Consider the following 15,802-nt stretch of genomic DNA (forward strand, 5'->3'; position numbering starts at 1 on the left):
AGGCCCCTCGGACGTCGTTGCGCGGCTCTTGTGATGCGCCAGCATCACCGCGACCCGCGCGCCTCGCCGAGAACCCCGCAAGGCCGTCCTAGATATGACGAACTTAGGAACCACCACACTAGATCAAACTGCGCTCAATCGGACTCAATCGAGCGCAGATAAGGTGCTCTGGGCACTATCCGATGAGATGGACTCGTTTCGCGATCCATCTGGCTGGGTGTATTGCCCTCGTTCCAACCAATTGGCGCAGGACTCCAGGCCAAGCGCGAACGCGTCTGATCGCGAAGTGCGCCGGCCGCAGCGCGCCCGAAGCCGGGCCGCTGCCGCGCCGCCGGCCCCGGGGGCCGCGTCGGCGCGCGGAGTCTGCGATCCCGCGTTGGACACATGTTAAATGGTATTTAATTCGCTGGTAAATGGTGCCCAATTATTTGATGATTGGTTATAATTACTTCCCTTTTACGATTTATCAATAAATTCGAACCAAGTTGGCGCTGTCAGTAAAAACCCTAATATCGGTGTCTCGCCCAGGATCCCGCTCGCCTTTTTTGTTCTTCAGGTAAAGGGCTTACGAGGGATCGCCTGAGGCGACTGGGACGTTTTCGGCTTCGCCGTGGCGGTGGGCCGCTCTGGAAAACAAGAAGGGATGGTGGCGGTGTTGATTAACAAGAACGAGCGATGGCAGGCCATTGGGCGGCATTTTCTTTACCTTTTGGCGGCGGGGGGTGTCGGGCTGACCGGCCTGATGGCCGAGGCGACCGAGGCCAAGAAGGCCGAGGAAGCGGCGAACGAGCAGTTCGTGCCCCTGCTGGTCTACCGAACCGGGCCCTACGCCCAGAGCGGGATCCCGATCTTCAACGCCTTCATCGACTACTTCACGATGATCAACGAGCGCGACGGCGGCATCGGCGGCGTCACCCTGACCTGGGAGGAATGCGAGACCGGATACAACACCGACCGCGGCGTCGAATGCTACGAGCAGCTCAAGGACAAGGGCCCGACCGGGGCCAGCGTGGTCAGCCCCTACAGCACCGGCATCACCTATGCGCTGATCGAGCGCGCCACCGCAGACAAGATCCCGATCCTGTCCATGGGCTACGGGCGGACCGACGCCAGCGACGGCCGGGTCTTTCCCTACGTCTTCACCCTGCCCAACACCTACTGGAGCCAGGCCAGCGCCCTGGTCTCCTACATCTCGGAGCGCGAGGGTGGCTTCGAGCGGCTGCGCGGCAAGAAGATCGCCCTGGTCTACCACGACAGCGCCTACGGCAAGGAGCCGATCCCGATCCTGGAGAAGCTGTCGGAGGCCTACGGCTACGCGTTCTACAAGTTCCCGGTCGAGCATCCCGGCCGCGAACAGGCGCAGACCTGGACCCAGATCAGCCAGGAGGTCAAGCCCGACTGGATCCTGATGTGGGGCTGGGGGGTGATGAACCCGACCGCCATCCAGGAGGCGGCCAACATCAACTTCCCGATGGACCGCTTCATCGGCGTCTGGTGGTCGAGCTCGGAAGGCGACGTCCAGCCGGTCGGCACCGACGCGATCGGCTACAAGGGCGGGGCCTTCCACGCCGCCGGCGACTGGTTCCCGGTCTATCGCGACCTCAACAGCTTCGTCTACGACCGCGGCCTCGGCGCCGGCGAGCGCCACCGCCTCGGCGAGGTGCTCTACAACCGCGGCCTGATCAACGCCGCGCTGATCGTCGAGGCGATGCACACGGCGCAGGCCGAGTTCGGCCAGCGGCCCCTGACCGGCGAGGAGGTCCGCTGGGGGCTGGAGAACCTGGACATCACGACGGCGCGCCTGCGCGAGATCGGACTGACCGGGCTGATCCCGCCGATCAAGGTGTCCTGCGCCGACCACGAGGGCCAGCACCCGGTGCGGATCCAACAGTGGGACGGCAAGAACTGGAGCTTCGTCTCGAACTGGATCGAGCCGATGCGCGACGTGGTGCGCCCGATGATCGAGCGCTCGGCCGCGGCCTACGCCCTGGAGAAGGGGATCGCGCCGCGGATCTGCGCCTAAAGGCGCTTGCGGCGCCGCGCGGCCTGGCCAGAGACCAGGCGGACCTTGCGCGGCGCCGCCAGCCAGACGGCGAGGCTGGAGATCGCGCAGAGTCCGGCGGCCAGCCAGAAGGCCAGGGTGTAATCGCCCCGGGCGTCGAAGAGCAGGCCGCTCACCCAGGGGCCGGCCGCGGCGCCCAGGGTGCCGCCGGTGCTGAGGACCCCGATGATCGCGCCGAAGCTGCGGCCCTGGAAGAGCTCCGCCGAGATGGTCGCGTAAAGCGGCGCCATGCCGTAGCCGAGCAGGCCCTGGCAAGCGACCATGAGGTAGAGCAGGGCGTCCTGGGGATAGGCCCGCAGGACCAGCAGCAGCAGGTAGCAGAGCCCGAAACCCAGGCAGGCCAGGGTCCAGGCCCACTCCCGGCCGATCCGGTCGGAGAGGTGGCCGAGGCCGATCTGGCCGCCGATCCCCATCAGGCCCACCAGTCCCAGGGCGAGGGCGGCCTGCTCCGCCGGAAAGCCGACGTCCAGCAGGTAGCGGGTCTGGTGGACCTGGACCGCGTACCAGGCCCAGAGCCCGCTGCCCAGGCCGATGAGCAGCCACCAGAAGCGTGGCTGGGCGAGAGCCCGGGCCAGGGTCCAGTCGGTGCCGGCCCAGGCGGCGTCGACGACGACGTCCGCGGCCGCGCCGCCGGCCTCTCCGTCGCCGTCTGCCGCAACGTCGCCGTCCGGACGCAGGCCCAGGTCGGCCGGGCGCCGGCGCTGCAGAGTGAGGTTCAGGGGCACGACTAGGACCAGCAGCAGCAGCGCCAGGGCCCAGCAGGCCCGGCGCCAGCCCTCATCGTCGATGATCGCCTGCAGCCAGGGGAAGAGCAGCAGCGCCCCGATCCCGACGCCGGAGAAGGCGATCCCGACCGCCAGGCCGCGGCGGCGGGCGAACCAGCCGGGCAGGAAGGCGCCGTGGCCGATGAAGCTGATCGCGATGCCGAAGCCGACCACCAGCAGGCCCAAGGTCAGGTAGAACTGCCAGGGCGCCGTGGCCAGGGTGGCGAGGACCAGGCCGGCGGCGACGATCAGCGCGCCCAGCGGCATGACCACCCGCGGCCCCAGGCGGTCCATCGCGGTCCCGATGAAGGGCGCGAGGAAGGCCGAGGAGAAGAAGCCGACCGAGAAGGCGGCCGCCGTGGTCCCCCGGGTCCAGCCGAACTCGTCCAGGATCGGCGGGAACAGCAGGGAGAAGGAGGTGCGCACGGAGACGCTGACGCCCAGGGTGACGAAGGCGACGGCGACCACGATCCAGCCGTAAAAGAAGGGCAGGCGGGTCGCGAAAGACCCGGCAGGGCTGGGCGCGGCGGGCGGTGCGGGATCGGGCGCAGGCATCCTTTCCCTATCGCCCGGCCGGGGCGGCCGGACAAGCGACAATCGCTCAGCCCGTTGCTTGAAGATCGTTCAACACCCAGACGTGCCCCCGGCCGGCGGGGCGCTCTACTCCCTCGCGCCGGCGGCGCGGAGCAGGGCCATGGTCTCCTCGTCGCCGATCATCCGTGCGGCCTCCAGGGCGGTCCAGCCGTCCACCGCGACGATGTCGACCCGGGCGCCGCCGGCGAGCAGCAGCCGGACCAGGTCGAGCTGCCCCTGGTTGGCGGCCAGCATCAGGGCCGTGTTGCCCTTGGCCGCGTCGATGGCGTCGGGGTCGGCGCCCCTGGCCAGCAGGGCGGCGACCGCGCCGCCGGCGCCGCCCCGGACCGCGCGCTGCAGCGGCGGAAGGCCGTCGCGCGACGGCCGGTCGGGATCCGCGCCGGCCTCCAGCAGGGCGATCACGGTGTCGACTTGGCGCCCGGCCGCGGCCTCGCCGAGGGCCGTGTCGCCGCGCGCGGCCCGGGCTTCCAGGTCGGCGCCGGCCTCGATCAGGTCCACCACCATCTCCGTGTGGCCGGCCTGGGCGGCGAGGATCAGAGCGGTGTAGCCCTCGGCCTGAGACGCCTCCACCTTTGCGCCGGCCGCGAGCAGGAGCTGCAGCGCCGCCGCGTTGCCGCGGCCGGCGGCGGCCAGCAACGCGGTCAGGCCGTCCGCGGCCCGGCCGTCGACCGCCGCGCCCCGGCCGAGGAGCTCGGCCAGGACCGAGAGCCTGAGGGGGTCGAAGGCGGCGGTGATCAGCGCCGTGTTGCCGTTCCGCGCGTCGCGGGCCTCGATCTCGGCGCCGGCGTCCAGCAGGGCGGCGACGGCGCCGCGCTTAGCGCCGCGCGCCGCCATCAGCAGCGGGGTGTTGCCGTAGCGGTCCTCGCGGGCCTCGAGCGCAGCCCCGGCGGCGACCAGGGCTTCGACGACTTCGACGTGGCCCTGGCTTGCGGCGTGGTGCAGCGGGGTCAGGCCGCTCTCGGTCGTGGCGTCCGGGTCGGCCGACCTGTCCAGCAGCAGGGCCAGGACCGCCCGGCTGTCGTTCCAGGCCGCGACGTGGAGCGGGCTGTTGCCCTCGGGCCCGCGGGCCTGGAGGTCGGCGCCGCGCTCCAGGGCGAAGCCGGCGAGCTCCACGTCGTCCTCGGCCGCGGCCTGCAGCAGGGCCCGGTCGGGGACGGGGAGCTCCTGAGCCCGGAGGCCCGGCGCGGCGGCGCAGAGGAGCAGGACGAGGAGGCAGGCCAGGCGCCGGCCCGGGCCAGGTCCGTCGCTGCCGGCCGAGGTCACTCCGCGGCGGCCGCCGAGGACAGCACTTCGACCTTGGCGGCGCAGAACTTGAACTCGGGGATCTTGCCGATCGGGTCGAGCTGCGGGTTGGTCAGCAGGTTGGCCGCGGCCTCGGCGAAGCAGAAGGGGATGAAGACCATGCCGGCCGGCACGTTGCGGTCCTGGCGGACCTTGAGCTCGATGCTGCCGCGCCGGGTCTCGACCCGGACCCAGCCGCCCGGCGCACTGCCCAGGCGCCGGATCTCCTTGGGGTTGAGGACCGCCACGGCCTCGGGCTCCAGGTCGTCCAGCACGGTGGCGCGGCGGGTCATGGCGCCGGTGTGCCAGTGCTCCAGCATGCGCCCTGTGGTCAGCACCATGGGATAGGTCTCGTCCGGCAGCTCGTCCGGCGGCACCACCTCGGCCGGCACGATCCTGCCGCGGCCGCTGGCGGTCGGGAAGCCCTCGCCGAAGATGATGTTCTTGCCCGGCTCGTCGGGCGCGTCGCAGGGATAGGTCACGCAGTCCTCGCGCTGCAGCCGCTCCCAGGTGATGTTGTCCAGCGAGGGCATGACCTGGGCCATCTCGGCGAAGACGTCGGCGGGGCCCTGGTAGGACCAGTCCAGGCCGATGCGGCGGGCGATCTCCTGGACGATCCACCAGTCCTGCCTGGCCTCGCCCGGCGGCGGCACCACCTGGCGGGCCATCTGGACCTGGCGGTTGGTGTTGGTGAAGGTGCCGTCCTTCTCGGCGTGGGCGCTGGCCGGCAGGACGACGTCGGCGTGCCAGGCGGTCTCCGTCAGGAAGAGCTCCTGCACCACCAGGTGCTCGAGCTTGGCGAGCGCGCCGCGGGCGTGGGCCTGGTCCGGGTCCGACATGGCCGGGTTCTCGCCCAGGATGTACATGCCCTTGATCTCGTCGGCGTGGATCGCGTTGACGATCTCGACCACGGTCAGGCCGCGCTTGGGATCCAGCTCCTGGCCCCAGAAGTCCTCCATCGAGACGCGGATCCTGTCGTCCTCGACCGAGCGGTAGTCGGGAAAGACCATGGGGATCAGCCCGGCATCCGAGGCGCCCTGGACGTTGTTCTGGCCGCGCAGGGGGTGCAGGCCGGTGCCGGGCCGGCCGACCTGACCGGTGGTCAGGGCCAGGCTGATCAGGCAGCGGGCGTTGTCGGTGCCGTGGACGTGCTGCGAGATGCCCATGCCCCAGAAGATGATCGCCGCGCGCGCCGTGGCGTAGGTGCGGGCGACCTCGCGGATGGTTGCCGCCGGGATGCCGCAGATCTCTTCCATCTCCTCGGGCGGGAAGGCCTTGATGCGCTCTTTCAGCGCCTCGAAGCCCTCGGTGTGGGCCTGGACGTACTGCAGGTCGTAGAGCTCCTCCTCGACGATGGTGTGGAGCATGGCGTTGAGCAGGGCGACGTCGCTGCCCGGCTTGAACTGCAGCATGTGGGTGGCGTAGCGGGCCAGGCCGTGGCCCTGGGGGTCCATGACGATCAGCTTGGCGCCGGCCTTGGCGGCCTGCTTGAGGTAGGTCGCGGCGACCGGATGGTTCTGCGTCGGCCGGGCGCCGATGACGATGATCACCTCGGCGTCGGCGGCGTCGGTGAAGGCGCAGGTTACGGCGCCCGAGCCGATGCCCTCCATCAGCGCGGCGACCGAGGAGGCGTGGCAGAGCCGGGTGCAGTGGTCGACGTTGTTGGTGCCGAAGCCGGTGCGGACCAGCTTCTGGAAGATGTAGGCCTCCTCGTTGGAGCCCTTGGCCGAGCCGAAGCCGGCCAGGCCCGAGGGCCCGTCGCGGTCGCGGATCTTCTTCAGGCCGGCCGCCGCGGCGTCCAGGGCTTCCTCCCAGGTCGCCTCGCGGAAGTGAGTCCAGGGATTGGCCGGATCGATCTGGATCATGGCCGCCTTGGGCGCGTCTTCGCGGCGGATCAGGGGTTTGGTCAGGCGGTGCGGGTGCTGGATGTAGTCGAAGCCGAAGCGGCCCTTGACGCAGAGCCGGTTCTCGTTGGCCGGGCCCTCGCGGCCGTCGACGTAGAGCACCTTGTCGTCCTTGACGTGCACCGTGGTCTGGCAGCCGACGCCGCAGTAAGGGCAGAGGGTGCCGACGTCGCGGTCCTCGAACTCGCTGCGCACGCCGTCCTCGTCCAGCAGGTTGGCCTCCATCAGGGCGCCGGTCGGGCAGGCCTGGACGCACTCGCCGCAGGCGACGCAGGTGCTGTCGCCCATGGGCTGGTCGAAGTCGAAGACCACCTTGGCGCCATGGCCCCGGAAGGCCATGCCGATGACGTCGTTGACCTGGACCTCGCGGCAGGCGCGGACGCAGAGGTTGCAGTGGATGCAGGCGTCCAGGTTGACCGCGATGGCGCTGTGGCTGGAGTCGGCCTCGACCTGGGCGCGTCCGGGGAAGCGGCTGCCGGTGACCTTCATGCGATCGGCCCAGTCCCAGAAGCGCGACTGCGGATCGTGGGCCGCGGCGCGCTCCGGCTGGTCCGCCATCAGCAGCTCGAAGACCATCTCGCGGGACTTCCTGGCGCGCTCCGAGGCGGTCTTGACCACCATGCCCTCGCTCGGCTTGCGGATGCAGGAGGCGGCCAGGACCCGCTCGCCTTCGATCTCGACCATGCAGGCCCGGCAGTTGCCGTCGGCGCGGTAGCCGGGCTCGGGCAGGTAGCAGAGGTGCGGGATCTCGACGCCCTCGCGCTCGGCGACCTGCCAGATGGTCTCGCCGGGCGCCGCGGTGACGTCCTTGCCGTTGAGGGAGAAGGTGATCGCATCGCTCATTTGAGCGCCTCCGGGAAGTGCTTGATCACGCTGAGCAGGGGATTGGGCGCCGCCTGGCCGAGGCCGCAGATCGAGGCGTCCATCATGGCCTGGGACAGCTCCTCGAGCAGCGGCGCGTCCCAAGACCCGTTCGACATCATCCGGACCGCCTTTTCCGTGCCGTTGCGGCAGGGCGTGCACTGGCCGCAGGACTCGTCCTCGAAGAAGCGCATCAGGTTCAGCGCCACCGCCTTGACGTCGTCCTGGTCCGAGAGCACGACCACGGCGGCGGAGCCGATGAAGCAGCCGTAGTCCTGAAGCGTGCCGAAGTCGATCGGCAGGTCGTCCAAATGCGCCGGCAGGATGCCGCCCGAGGCGCCGCCGGGCAGGTAGCCGGCGAAGCGGTGGCCCTCGGCCATGCCGCCGCAGTACTCCTCGATCAGCTCGCGGATCGTGATTCCGGCCGGGGCGACCTTGACCCCCGGCTCCTTGACCCGGCCGGAAACCGAGAAGGAATGGAAGCCCTTGCAGCCACGGCGGCCCTGCTCGGCGTACCAGGCCGGTCCCTTCTCGAAGATGTCGCGGAGCCAGAACACGGTCTCGACGTTGTGGGTCAGGGTCGGCAGGCCGAAGAGGCCGGCCTCGGAGGGATAGGGCGGCTTGTGCCGGGGCAGGCCGCGCTTGCCCTCGATCGATTCGATCATGGCCGACTCTTCGCCGCAGATGTAAGCGCCGGCGCCGCGGCGCAGATCGATCCGGCAGCCGCCGTTCAGGCCTTCGGCCTCGATCCGGGCGATCTCCGTCAGGAGGATCTCGCGCACCGCCGGGTACTCGTCCCGCAGGTAGACGTAGCAGGTCTCGACCTCGGCGGCCCAGGCGGCGATCAGCATGCCTTCGAGGAAGCGGTGCGGATCGGTCTCCAGGTAGAAGCGGTCCTTGAAGGTGCCGGGCTCGCCCTCGTCGGCGTTGATCGCGAAGAGCCGGGGCTTGGCCTGCTGGCGCAGGATCTTCCACTTCACCCCGCTGGGGAAGCCGGCGCCGCCCTTGCCCTTGAGCTGGGAGTCCTCGAGCTTGGCGATCAGGGCCTCGGCCCTGTGCCTGCCGTCGTAGCAGGCCTTGAGGGTCTGGTAGCCGCCGCCCGCAACGTAGGCCTCATAGTCGATGTAGTCGGGGATCACCGGGTGGTGGTCGCCGCCCTCGGCGGCCTGCGCCAGGCTGTCCAGGGTCGCGTGGTCGACGTGGCGGTGGCCGACCTCGGCCACCGGGGCGCAGTCGCAGCGGCCCATGCAGGGCGCCCGGACCACCCGGACGCCGGGGCCGAGCCGGGCCGGCAGCCCGGCCAGGAGCGCCTGGGCGCCCATCATCTCGCAGGTCAGGCTGTCGCAGACCCGGATCGTCAGCGGGGCCGGCGGGGTCTCGCCGTCGAGCACGATGTCGAAGTGGGCGTAGAAAGAGGCGACCTCGAAGACCTCGGCCATGGGCAGCTTCATCACCTCGGCCAGGGCCTGGAGATGGCCGGCCGATAGATGGCCCCGGGAATCCTGGATCCGGTGCAGGTACTCGATCAGCAGATCGCGCTCATAAGGCCCTTGGCCGAGCAGGGCGCGAACCTCCTCCAGGGATCCGGCCTCGACCTGCCGCCCCTTGGGGAAGGCCAGGGCCTGGCGGCGGCCGGCGCCCGGATGGATCTTGCGCTCTGCGCTCGCGTCGCTTCCGTTGTCTCTGGCCATAAAAGCCCTTTTTCCCTTCGCCCCTCGCTTCGCCGGCTTCAGGCTGCGGCGCAGCGCCGTCGCGCCCTCCGCCGCCGCCTCGCCTTAGGGTCTTGCCCGTATTGCCCCTGGGTCGGCAGTGATGACATTATGGCGGCGAATCGCCCGGACTCCTCAGGCGGCATCGTCGCCGACCACATCCAGGGTCACTCTCTCCCCATTGATCAAGAGCTTGCCAGCGTGCTCGAAATTCACGGTGATTCGGTTTCCGACGACCGATTGAATCTGGCCAATCCCCCAGTCCGGCCTCGCCGGATGGCGCACCAGCATCCCGGGTTCAAGCTCCTGTCCCATGTCCCGCCTTTCAGCCCTGCGCTCGTGGTATACCAGTATATAGGCAAGGCGTCCCAGCGTGAAGGTCTCGAAAGCGCCCTGTTTTTGCCGCTCAGCGCTGTCCCGGTGCAGGGTCCCCGGCCGCATCCTCCAGCAAAGGCTTAGAGATGAACGAGATCCGACTGACTGAACTGCTGTGCTCCAAGCTGTGCCACGACCTGGTCGGCCCGATCGGGGCGATCGGCAACGGCATGGAGCTGCTCGCCGAGGAAGAGCTGGGGATGGCCGACGAAGCCCTTCAGCTGACCGCGCTCTCCACCCGCCGGGCCTCGGCGATCCTGCAGTTCTATCGGATCGCCTACGGGCTGGGGCAGACCGAGCGCCGCCAGGACCCCAACTTTCTCTCCGAGCTGGCCGAGGGCATGCTCGAAGGCGGCCGGGTCTCGCTGGACTGGCCGGCCGAGGCCAAGGCCTCGGTCTGGCCCGAGGGCAGCGGCAAGCTGATCCTCAACATGATCTCCCTGGCCCAGGAAGCGCTGCCGACCGGGGGTACGATCCGGGTCGCGATCACGGAGAACGGCAGCGGCGCCGAGATCTCCGTCACCGCGGAGGGCAAGGGCGTCGGCTTCGCCGATGCGACCCTGGAGGCCCTGGCCGAGGGCGCGTCCGTGCAGCAGCTGACGCCGCGCAACGTTCACGGCTTCTTCACCATGCTCTTGAGCCAGCGGATCGGGCGCCGGATCGAGATCTCCCCTCAGGACGGCGAGAAGCTGCGGCTCTCGGCCCAAATCCCCAACTGACCGCGGCCCCGCGCCTGGCGGATCTAAGGGAATCTTAAGGCCGAGGCTTTAGACCGGATTCTGACTTTTTTGGCAAATTGCGAAGTTCCCCGAGCGGGGAAAACCTCAAGCCTGCCCGAGGAATCCAATGAACAGACCATCGCTTTCCGCTGCTGCCGGAGTTTCGGCCTTCGCCATCGCGACCCTGGCCTGGACGGCTTCGGCAACGGCGGCCGAGGAGAACGCGGGTCCGGCGACGGCTCCAGGCGAGATCCAGCTGGCGCAGGCGCTGCTCGCGATCGAGCAACTTGACGGGCTCTACCAGGTCCTGGAGCCGACCCCCGTCTACCAGCGCCCGGACTATGCCTCCGACACCATCGATCAGCTGCCCGGCGACAGCGCGGTGCGGGTCACCGGCCGTGTGACCGGGACCGAATGGCTGCGGATCTGGAGCAACAACCGCGTGGTCGGCTACGTCAGCGCCAACCGCCTGCGCCCCTCCAGCGGCATCCCCGGTACGATCGCCGACGACACGCCGCCGCCCAAGGAGCCGCGCGACCTGCCAGGCCGCCAGACGGCGGCCCTGGTCACCGGGCCGGGCGACGGGGCCTTTCGGGACTGCCCGGCCTGTCCCCAGATGGTGCCCTTGCCGCCGGGCGGCTTCACCATGGGCAGCGACCAGGGCGATCCCACGGCCCGGCCGGCGCGCCGGGTCGAGATCGGCTACGGCTTCGCGATTGGCCGCTTCGAGGTGACCATGGCGGAGTGGGCCGCCTGTGTTGCCGACGGCGCCTGCAGCAACGCGCTGGAGCCGGTCGATCGGCCGGAGGAGACTCCGGTCCGCAACGTGACCTGGAACGAAGCGCAGGAGTTCGTCGCCTGGCTGCGCCAGGTCACCCGGCGGCCCTACCGCCTCCCGAGCGAGGCCGAGTGGGAATACGCCGCGCGGGCCGGGACGGCGAGCACCTTCTGGTGGGGCGAGACCGCCGGCGCCGGCGAGGCCGACTGCAAGTCCTGCGGCGGCGACTGGAATCGCAAGCAGCCGAGCCCGGTCGGGCGCTTCCAGCCCAACCCCTTCGGCCTGCACGACATGAACGGCGGGGTCGCGGAGTGGACGGCGGACTGCTGGTTCGACAGCTATCAGGGCGCTGCGGCCGACAGCAAGCCGCGCGATAAGCAGGATTGCCTGCAGAGGGTCCTGCGCGGCGGCTCCTGGAAGCAGGAGGCGAGCTACCTGGCCTCCCACGCGCGGCATTTCTACGACGCGCAGGTACCCTACAGCTCCAACGGACTGAGGGTCGCGCTGACCCTGGAAGAGTAGCGGCCGGGGCGCCGGCCGCAACGGCCGGCGCAGCGCCCCAAGCCAAGACCCGGCTACTTCACGTAGATCGTCACCTTCCGCGACACCAGCGGCGGGTTGTGGGGGACGTGGTCGTGGTCGCCCATCACCAGCTGCAGGGTGTGGCGGCCCGGCGGCAGCTCCAGCATGACCTCGCTCTGGCCGGCTCCGAAGTGCAGGTGGTTCTTGTCGTTGGCGATCTCTTCGTTGGGATCCGGCAGCGGCGAGTCGATGATCAGGTGGTGGTGGCCGGTGTTGGCCTTCTTGATCCCGGCCGGCGCGACGCCGAAGTTGCGCAGGCCGAACCAGACCCGGAAGGGCTGCTGGGTGATCACCTCGCCGTCGCGCGGCCAGCCGATGTAGAGGAAGGCGTTGCCCGGCCGCGGCGTCTCGCCGGCCAGCGACGACTGCGCCAGAAGGCAGAGCGCGGCGCCGGCGCTGATCAGAATCTTGTACATCTCGTCGTCTCCTTGGTGTTCGTTCGATCGATGGCGGCGCTAGATCAAACTGCGCTCAATTGGAATCGATTGAGTGCGGATAATTTGATCTATTTCATATAGATAGAGCAGCTTATCTGCGTTCGAAGGAACGCAGGCTGCTCTAGCGCGACTGCGAGACCAGGGGCGGGACCACGATCGTGATGCGCTCCGAATAGAGCGGCGGGTCGTGGGGGACGTGGTTGTGGTCGCCCATCAGCAGCTGGATCGTGTGACGGCCCGGCGGGAGCTCGATGCGCGCCTCGGTCTGTCCGCCCCCGAAGTGGAGATGGTTCTTGTCGTTGGGGATCTCTTCGTCGAAGGGCGGCAGCGGGGCGTTGATGATCACGTGGTGGTGCCCCGTGTTCGGCTTCTTGACGCCGGCCGGCGCGACGCCGAAGTTCTTCAGCCCCATGCGCAGCCAGAACTTCCCGCCCGGCACGGTCCGGCCGCTCTTCGGCCAGATGACGTAGACCTTGGCGTTCTCGGGTCGCGGTGTCTCGCCGGCCTGCAGGGTTGCAGGCCAGACGGCGAGACCGAGGGTTGCCGCAATCAGGCAAATCGGAATGAATTTCATGAGTTCTTCCTTGCACGGAAATTCGGAGTTCCTGACGAGTAAGCCCTTTTCTTGGTTAAAAGACCGTTTCCGGGTCTCGCCTCCCGCCTCGGCGGCGATCCCATCGCTTGACAGGCCGCCGCCCGCTCCGTATCACTGCAAGTGATAATGACTTTCAATTGCAACTTGCCATCTGTGGAGACGATCCGATGAAGGCTTTGCTTCGAGGGCTCGCGGTCCTCGTATCCACCGTTCTGCCCGCGACCGGGGCGGTGGCCGAAGAGGTCCTGAACCTCTATTCCTCGCGGCACTACCAGACCGACGAGGCGCTCTACGAGGATTTCACCAAGGCGACCGGGATCAAGATCAACCGGATCGAGGGCAAGGGCGACGCCCTGATCGAGCGGATCAAGAGCGAGGGCGCCAACAGCCCGGCCGACATCCTGCTGACGGTCGATGCCGGGCGGCTCTGGCGAGCCGAGCAGGCGGGCCTCTTCCAGCCGGTGGAAAGCAAGCTTCTCGACGAGGTCGTGCCGGCCAACCTGCGGCACCCGGAGGGGCTTTGGTACGGCTTCTCGACCCGGGCGCGGCTGATCTACTACGCCAAGGACAGGGTCCAGCCGGACGCGATCTCGCGCTACGAGGAGCTCGCCGACCCGAAGTGGAAGGGCAAGATCTGCATCCGTTCCAGCTCCAACATCTACAACCAGTCGCTGATGGGTTCGATCATTGCCGCCCACGGAGAGAAGGCGGCCGAGGACTGGGCCAATGGCGTGGTCGCCAACTTCGCCCGGGGCCCGCAGGGCGGCGACACCGACCAGATCCGCGCCGTCGCGGCCGGGGAGTGCGACATCGCGGTCGGCAACTCCTACTACTACGTCCGCCTGATGACCAAGCCGAAGGACGCGGACAAGGACGTCGCCGGCAAGGTCGGCTGGATCTTTCCGAACCAGGGCGACCGCGGCACCCACGTCAACGTCTCCGGCGCCGGGGTGCTGAAGAACGCGCCGAACAAGGCGGCAGCGGTCAAATTCCTGGAGTATCTGGCGAGCGACAGAGCCCAGCGCTACTTCGCCGACGGCAACAACGAATACCCGGTGGCGGCCAGGGTCGAGGGCAACTCCGCGGTCGAGTCGCTCGGCAAGTTCAAGGTCGATCAGATCAACGTCGCCGTCTACGGCGAGAACCAGCCCGAAGCGCAGAAGATCTTCGACCGCGCCGGCTGGAAGTAGCCGGCAGCCCGCCCGGTTTTCGGCGCCATACGGCGGCCCGGGGGTCTCCCCCGCGGGCCGCCGGCCGCTTCGACGGCGGCGCTTTACCGGCGGCTGCCCGGCCGGGCCCGCGAGATCGCCCGGGACAGCAGGATGACCGGCAGGATGCCGACGACCACGATGGTCAGGGCCGGCAGGGCGGACTCGGCCAGGCGCTCGTCCGAGGCGTAGTTGTAGGCCTGGACCGCCAGGGTGTCGAAGTTGAAGGGCCGCATCACCAGGGTCGCCGGCAGCTCCTTCATCACGTCGACGAAGACCAGAAGGCCGGCCGACAGCAGGCCGCCGAACATCAGCGGCGCATGAACCCGCAGCATGGTGCCGATCAGGCCCTCGCCCAGGCTGCGCGCGGCATCCTCCATCGAGGGCCGGATCTTGCCCAGGCTGGCGTCCACGGTGTTCAGGGAGACCGCCAGGAAGCGCACAAGGTAGGCGAAGACCAGGGCGGCGATGCTGCCGGTGAGGAGCAGCCCGGTCGAGATCCCGAAGCTGCGGCGCATCCAGGCGTCGAACGCGTTGTCCAGCATGGCGAAGGGGATCAGCACGCCGACCGCGATGACGATTCCGGGAACGGCGTAGCCGAGCGAGGCGAAGCGGATGGCGAAGGTGCCCAGAGCCCCGGGGCTGAGTCGGACCGCATAGGTCATGACCACGGCGAGGGCCACCGCCAGAATCGCGGTCAGGGCGGCCAGGGTGAAGCTGTTCAGGGCGAGGTCGAAGAAGCGCGGGCTGAAGATCTGCCCGTCCAGCTCGGACAGCAGGCCGAGCAGGATCGCCGCCGGCAGCAGGAACCCGAGCAGCAGCGGCAGCGCGCAGGCCAGGGTGGCGAGCCCGGCGCGCAGGCCCTTGAGCTTGTAGCCCGGCAGGTTCTGGTAGCGGTTCGATGTGTGGTGGTAGCGGGCCCGGCCGCGCGACCAGCGCTCCAGCAGCAGGACCAGGAGCACGAAGCCGAGCAGGCTGGTCGCCAGCTGACCGGCGGCGATGCGGTCGCCGAAGGAGATCCAGGCCCGCACGATGCCGGTGGTGAAGGTCTGGACGCCGAAGAAGGACACCGTGCCGTAGTCGGCCAGGGTCTCCATCAGGGCCAGCGCGGTGCCGGCCGCGATCGCCGGCCGGGCCAGCGGCAAGGCGACCCGGTGGAAGCTGCCCCAGGCCGAGCAGCCCAGGGTCCGGCTCACCTCCAGGGCGCAAACCGACTGCTCCAGGAAGGCGGTGCGGGCCAGCAGGTAGACGTAGGGGTAGAGCACCAGCGAGAGCATGGCGACGGCCCCGCCCAGCGAGCGGACCGAGGGGAACCAGTAGTCCTGGCGCGACCAGCCGGTCAGCTCCCGGAGAAGGGACTGCAGCGGGCCGCTGAACTGCAGGAAGTCGGTGTAGGCATAGGCCATGACGTAGGCCGGCACGGCCAGCGGCAGGATCATGGCCCATTCGAAGACCCGCCGCCCGGGGAAGCGGCACATGGTGATCAGCCAGGCGCTGGTCACCCCGATCGTGGAGACGCCCAGCCCGACGCCGAGGACCAGCCAGACGGTGTTCCAGAGGTAGCGGGGCAGCACGGTCTCGGCCAGATGCGCCCAGGTGCCCTGGCCCTCGGCGAAGACGCTGGCGACCACGCTGGCGATCGGGACCGCGAAAAGCGCGGCGATGAGAAGCGAGAGCCCGAGCAGCGGCCCGCCGCGCCCCAGGCCGCCGCCCCGGTGCCGGTGCTTGCCCACGCCCGGATCGCTGCCGGGCAGGCGGGGTGGCGGGGTCTCGATGGCTTCGGTCATGGCGGTCCCGGTTGGTCCCGGTGATGTCGGCGAGAAGGCGGGGCGCAGAGTAGCGGACCCGGCCGGCGCTTAGAAGCGCGTCCTGACCTGCGCCCCTGCCTCCGGCGCGGCCCCCTTTTGGGACCCGGTCAGGCTTGGGCGGTAGC

The 15,802-nt window shown here is 69.3% G+C and carries 12 protein-coding genes; 4 read left to right on the plus strand and 8 right to left on the minus strand.

Annotated elements, in window-relative coordinates; translation table 11 throughout:
* Positions 1–652: 652 nt before the first annotated feature.
* The gene (locus QNJ30_11450; protein ID MDJ0944075.1) at positions 653–2,023 is read left to right on the plus strand and encodes an ABC transporter substrate-binding protein; all 1,371 of its coding nucleotides are present in this window, start codon (positions 653–655) and stop codon (positions 2,021–2,023) included.
* Here the strand turns inward: QNJ30_11450 and QNJ30_11455 are convergent.
* From QNJ30_11455 to QNJ30_11475, 5 genes are all read right to left on the minus strand, one after another.
* A complete protein-coding gene (locus QNJ30_11455; GenBank protein ID MDJ0944076.1) occupies positions 2,020–3,381 on the minus strand; it encodes an MFS transporter in 1,362 nt (453 codons plus the stop codon). The genes QNJ30_11450 and QNJ30_11455 overlap by 4 nt on opposite strands.
* 105 nt (positions 3,382–3,486) lie before the next feature.
* The gene (locus tag QNJ30_11460) at positions 3,487–4,683 is read right to left on the minus strand and encodes an ankyrin repeat domain-containing protein (protein ID MDJ0944077.1); all 1,197 of its coding nucleotides are present in this window, start codon (positions 4,681–4,683) and stop codon (positions 3,487–3,489) included.
* Positions 4,680–7,448, minus strand: a complete 2,769-nt coding sequence (gene fdhF, locus QNJ30_11465) for a formate dehydrogenase subunit alpha (GenBank protein ID MDJ0944078.1) — start codon at positions 7,446–7,448, stop codon at positions 4,680–4,682. The genes QNJ30_11460 and fdhF overlap by 4 nt, the downstream gene beginning before the upstream one ends.
* Positions 7,445–9,157: an NAD(P)H-dependent oxidoreductase subunit E gene (locus tag QNJ30_11470; protein ID MDJ0944079.1), complete on the minus strand. Its 1,713-nt coding sequence runs from the start codon at positions 9,155–9,157 to the stop codon at positions 7,445–7,447. Before QNJ30_11470 ends, fdhF begins: the two co-directional genes overlap by 4 nt.
* 153 nt (positions 9,158–9,310) lie before the next feature.
* Positions 9,311–9,490, minus strand: a complete 180-nt coding sequence (locus QNJ30_11475; GenBank protein ID MDJ0944080.1) for a DUF3553 domain-containing protein — start codon at positions 9,488–9,490, stop codon at positions 9,311–9,313.
* A 146-nt stretch (positions 9,491–9,636) separates the two neighbouring features.
* Between QNJ30_11475 and QNJ30_11480 the strand changes: the two genes are divergently transcribed.
* Both QNJ30_11480 and QNJ30_11485 read left to right on the plus strand, forming a co-directional pair.
* Positions 9,637–10,269, plus strand: coding sequence for a histidine phosphotransferase family protein (locus tag QNJ30_11480; GenBank protein ID MDJ0944081.1), 633 nt, complete (start codon positions 9,637–9,639; stop codon positions 10,267–10,269).
* Positions 10,270–10,396: 127 nt separating this feature from the next.
* On the plus strand, positions 10,397–11,569 hold the full coding sequence (locus QNJ30_11485) for an SUMF1/EgtB/PvdO family nonheme iron enzyme (GenBank protein ID MDJ0944082.1): 1,173 nt from the start codon (positions 10,397–10,399) through the stop codon (positions 11,567–11,569).
* Between the two features lie 53 nt (positions 11,570–11,622).
* Here the strand turns inward: QNJ30_11485 and QNJ30_11490 are convergent, their stop codons facing one another.
* Together QNJ30_11490 and QNJ30_11495 are read right to left on the minus strand one after the other, a co-directional pair.
* On the minus strand, positions 11,623–12,045 hold the full coding sequence (locus QNJ30_11490; GenBank protein MDJ0944083.1) for a DUF4399 domain-containing protein: 423 nt from the start codon (positions 12,043–12,045) through the stop codon (positions 11,623–11,625).
* Positions 12,046–12,187: 142 nt separating this feature from the next.
* Positions 12,188–12,640: a DUF4399 domain-containing protein gene (locus tag QNJ30_11495; GenBank protein MDJ0944084.1), complete on the minus strand. Its 453-nt coding sequence runs from the start codon at positions 12,638–12,640 to the stop codon at positions 12,188–12,190.
* Between the two features lie 188 nt (positions 12,641–12,828).
* Here QNJ30_11495 and QNJ30_11500 point away from each other — a divergent pair, with 188 nt between their 5' ends.
* Positions 12,829–13,851, plus strand: a complete 1,023-nt coding sequence (locus QNJ30_11500; protein ID MDJ0944085.1) for a Fe(3+) ABC transporter substrate-binding protein — start codon at positions 12,829–12,831, stop codon at positions 13,849–13,851.
* Between the two features lie 83 nt (positions 13,852–13,934).
* Here the strand turns inward: QNJ30_11500 and QNJ30_11505 are convergent, their stop codons facing one another.
* Positions 13,935–15,656, minus strand: coding sequence for an iron ABC transporter permease (locus QNJ30_11505; protein ID MDJ0944086.1), 1,722 nt, complete (start codon positions 15,654–15,656; stop codon positions 13,935–13,937).
* Between the last annotated feature and the right edge of the window lie 146 nt (positions 15,657–15,802).

Source organism: Kiloniellales bacterium, assembly GCA_030066685.1.
In the GTDB taxonomy this organism is placed as follows: Bacteria; Pseudomonadota; Alphaproteobacteria; order Kiloniellales; family JAKSBE01; genus JAKSBE01.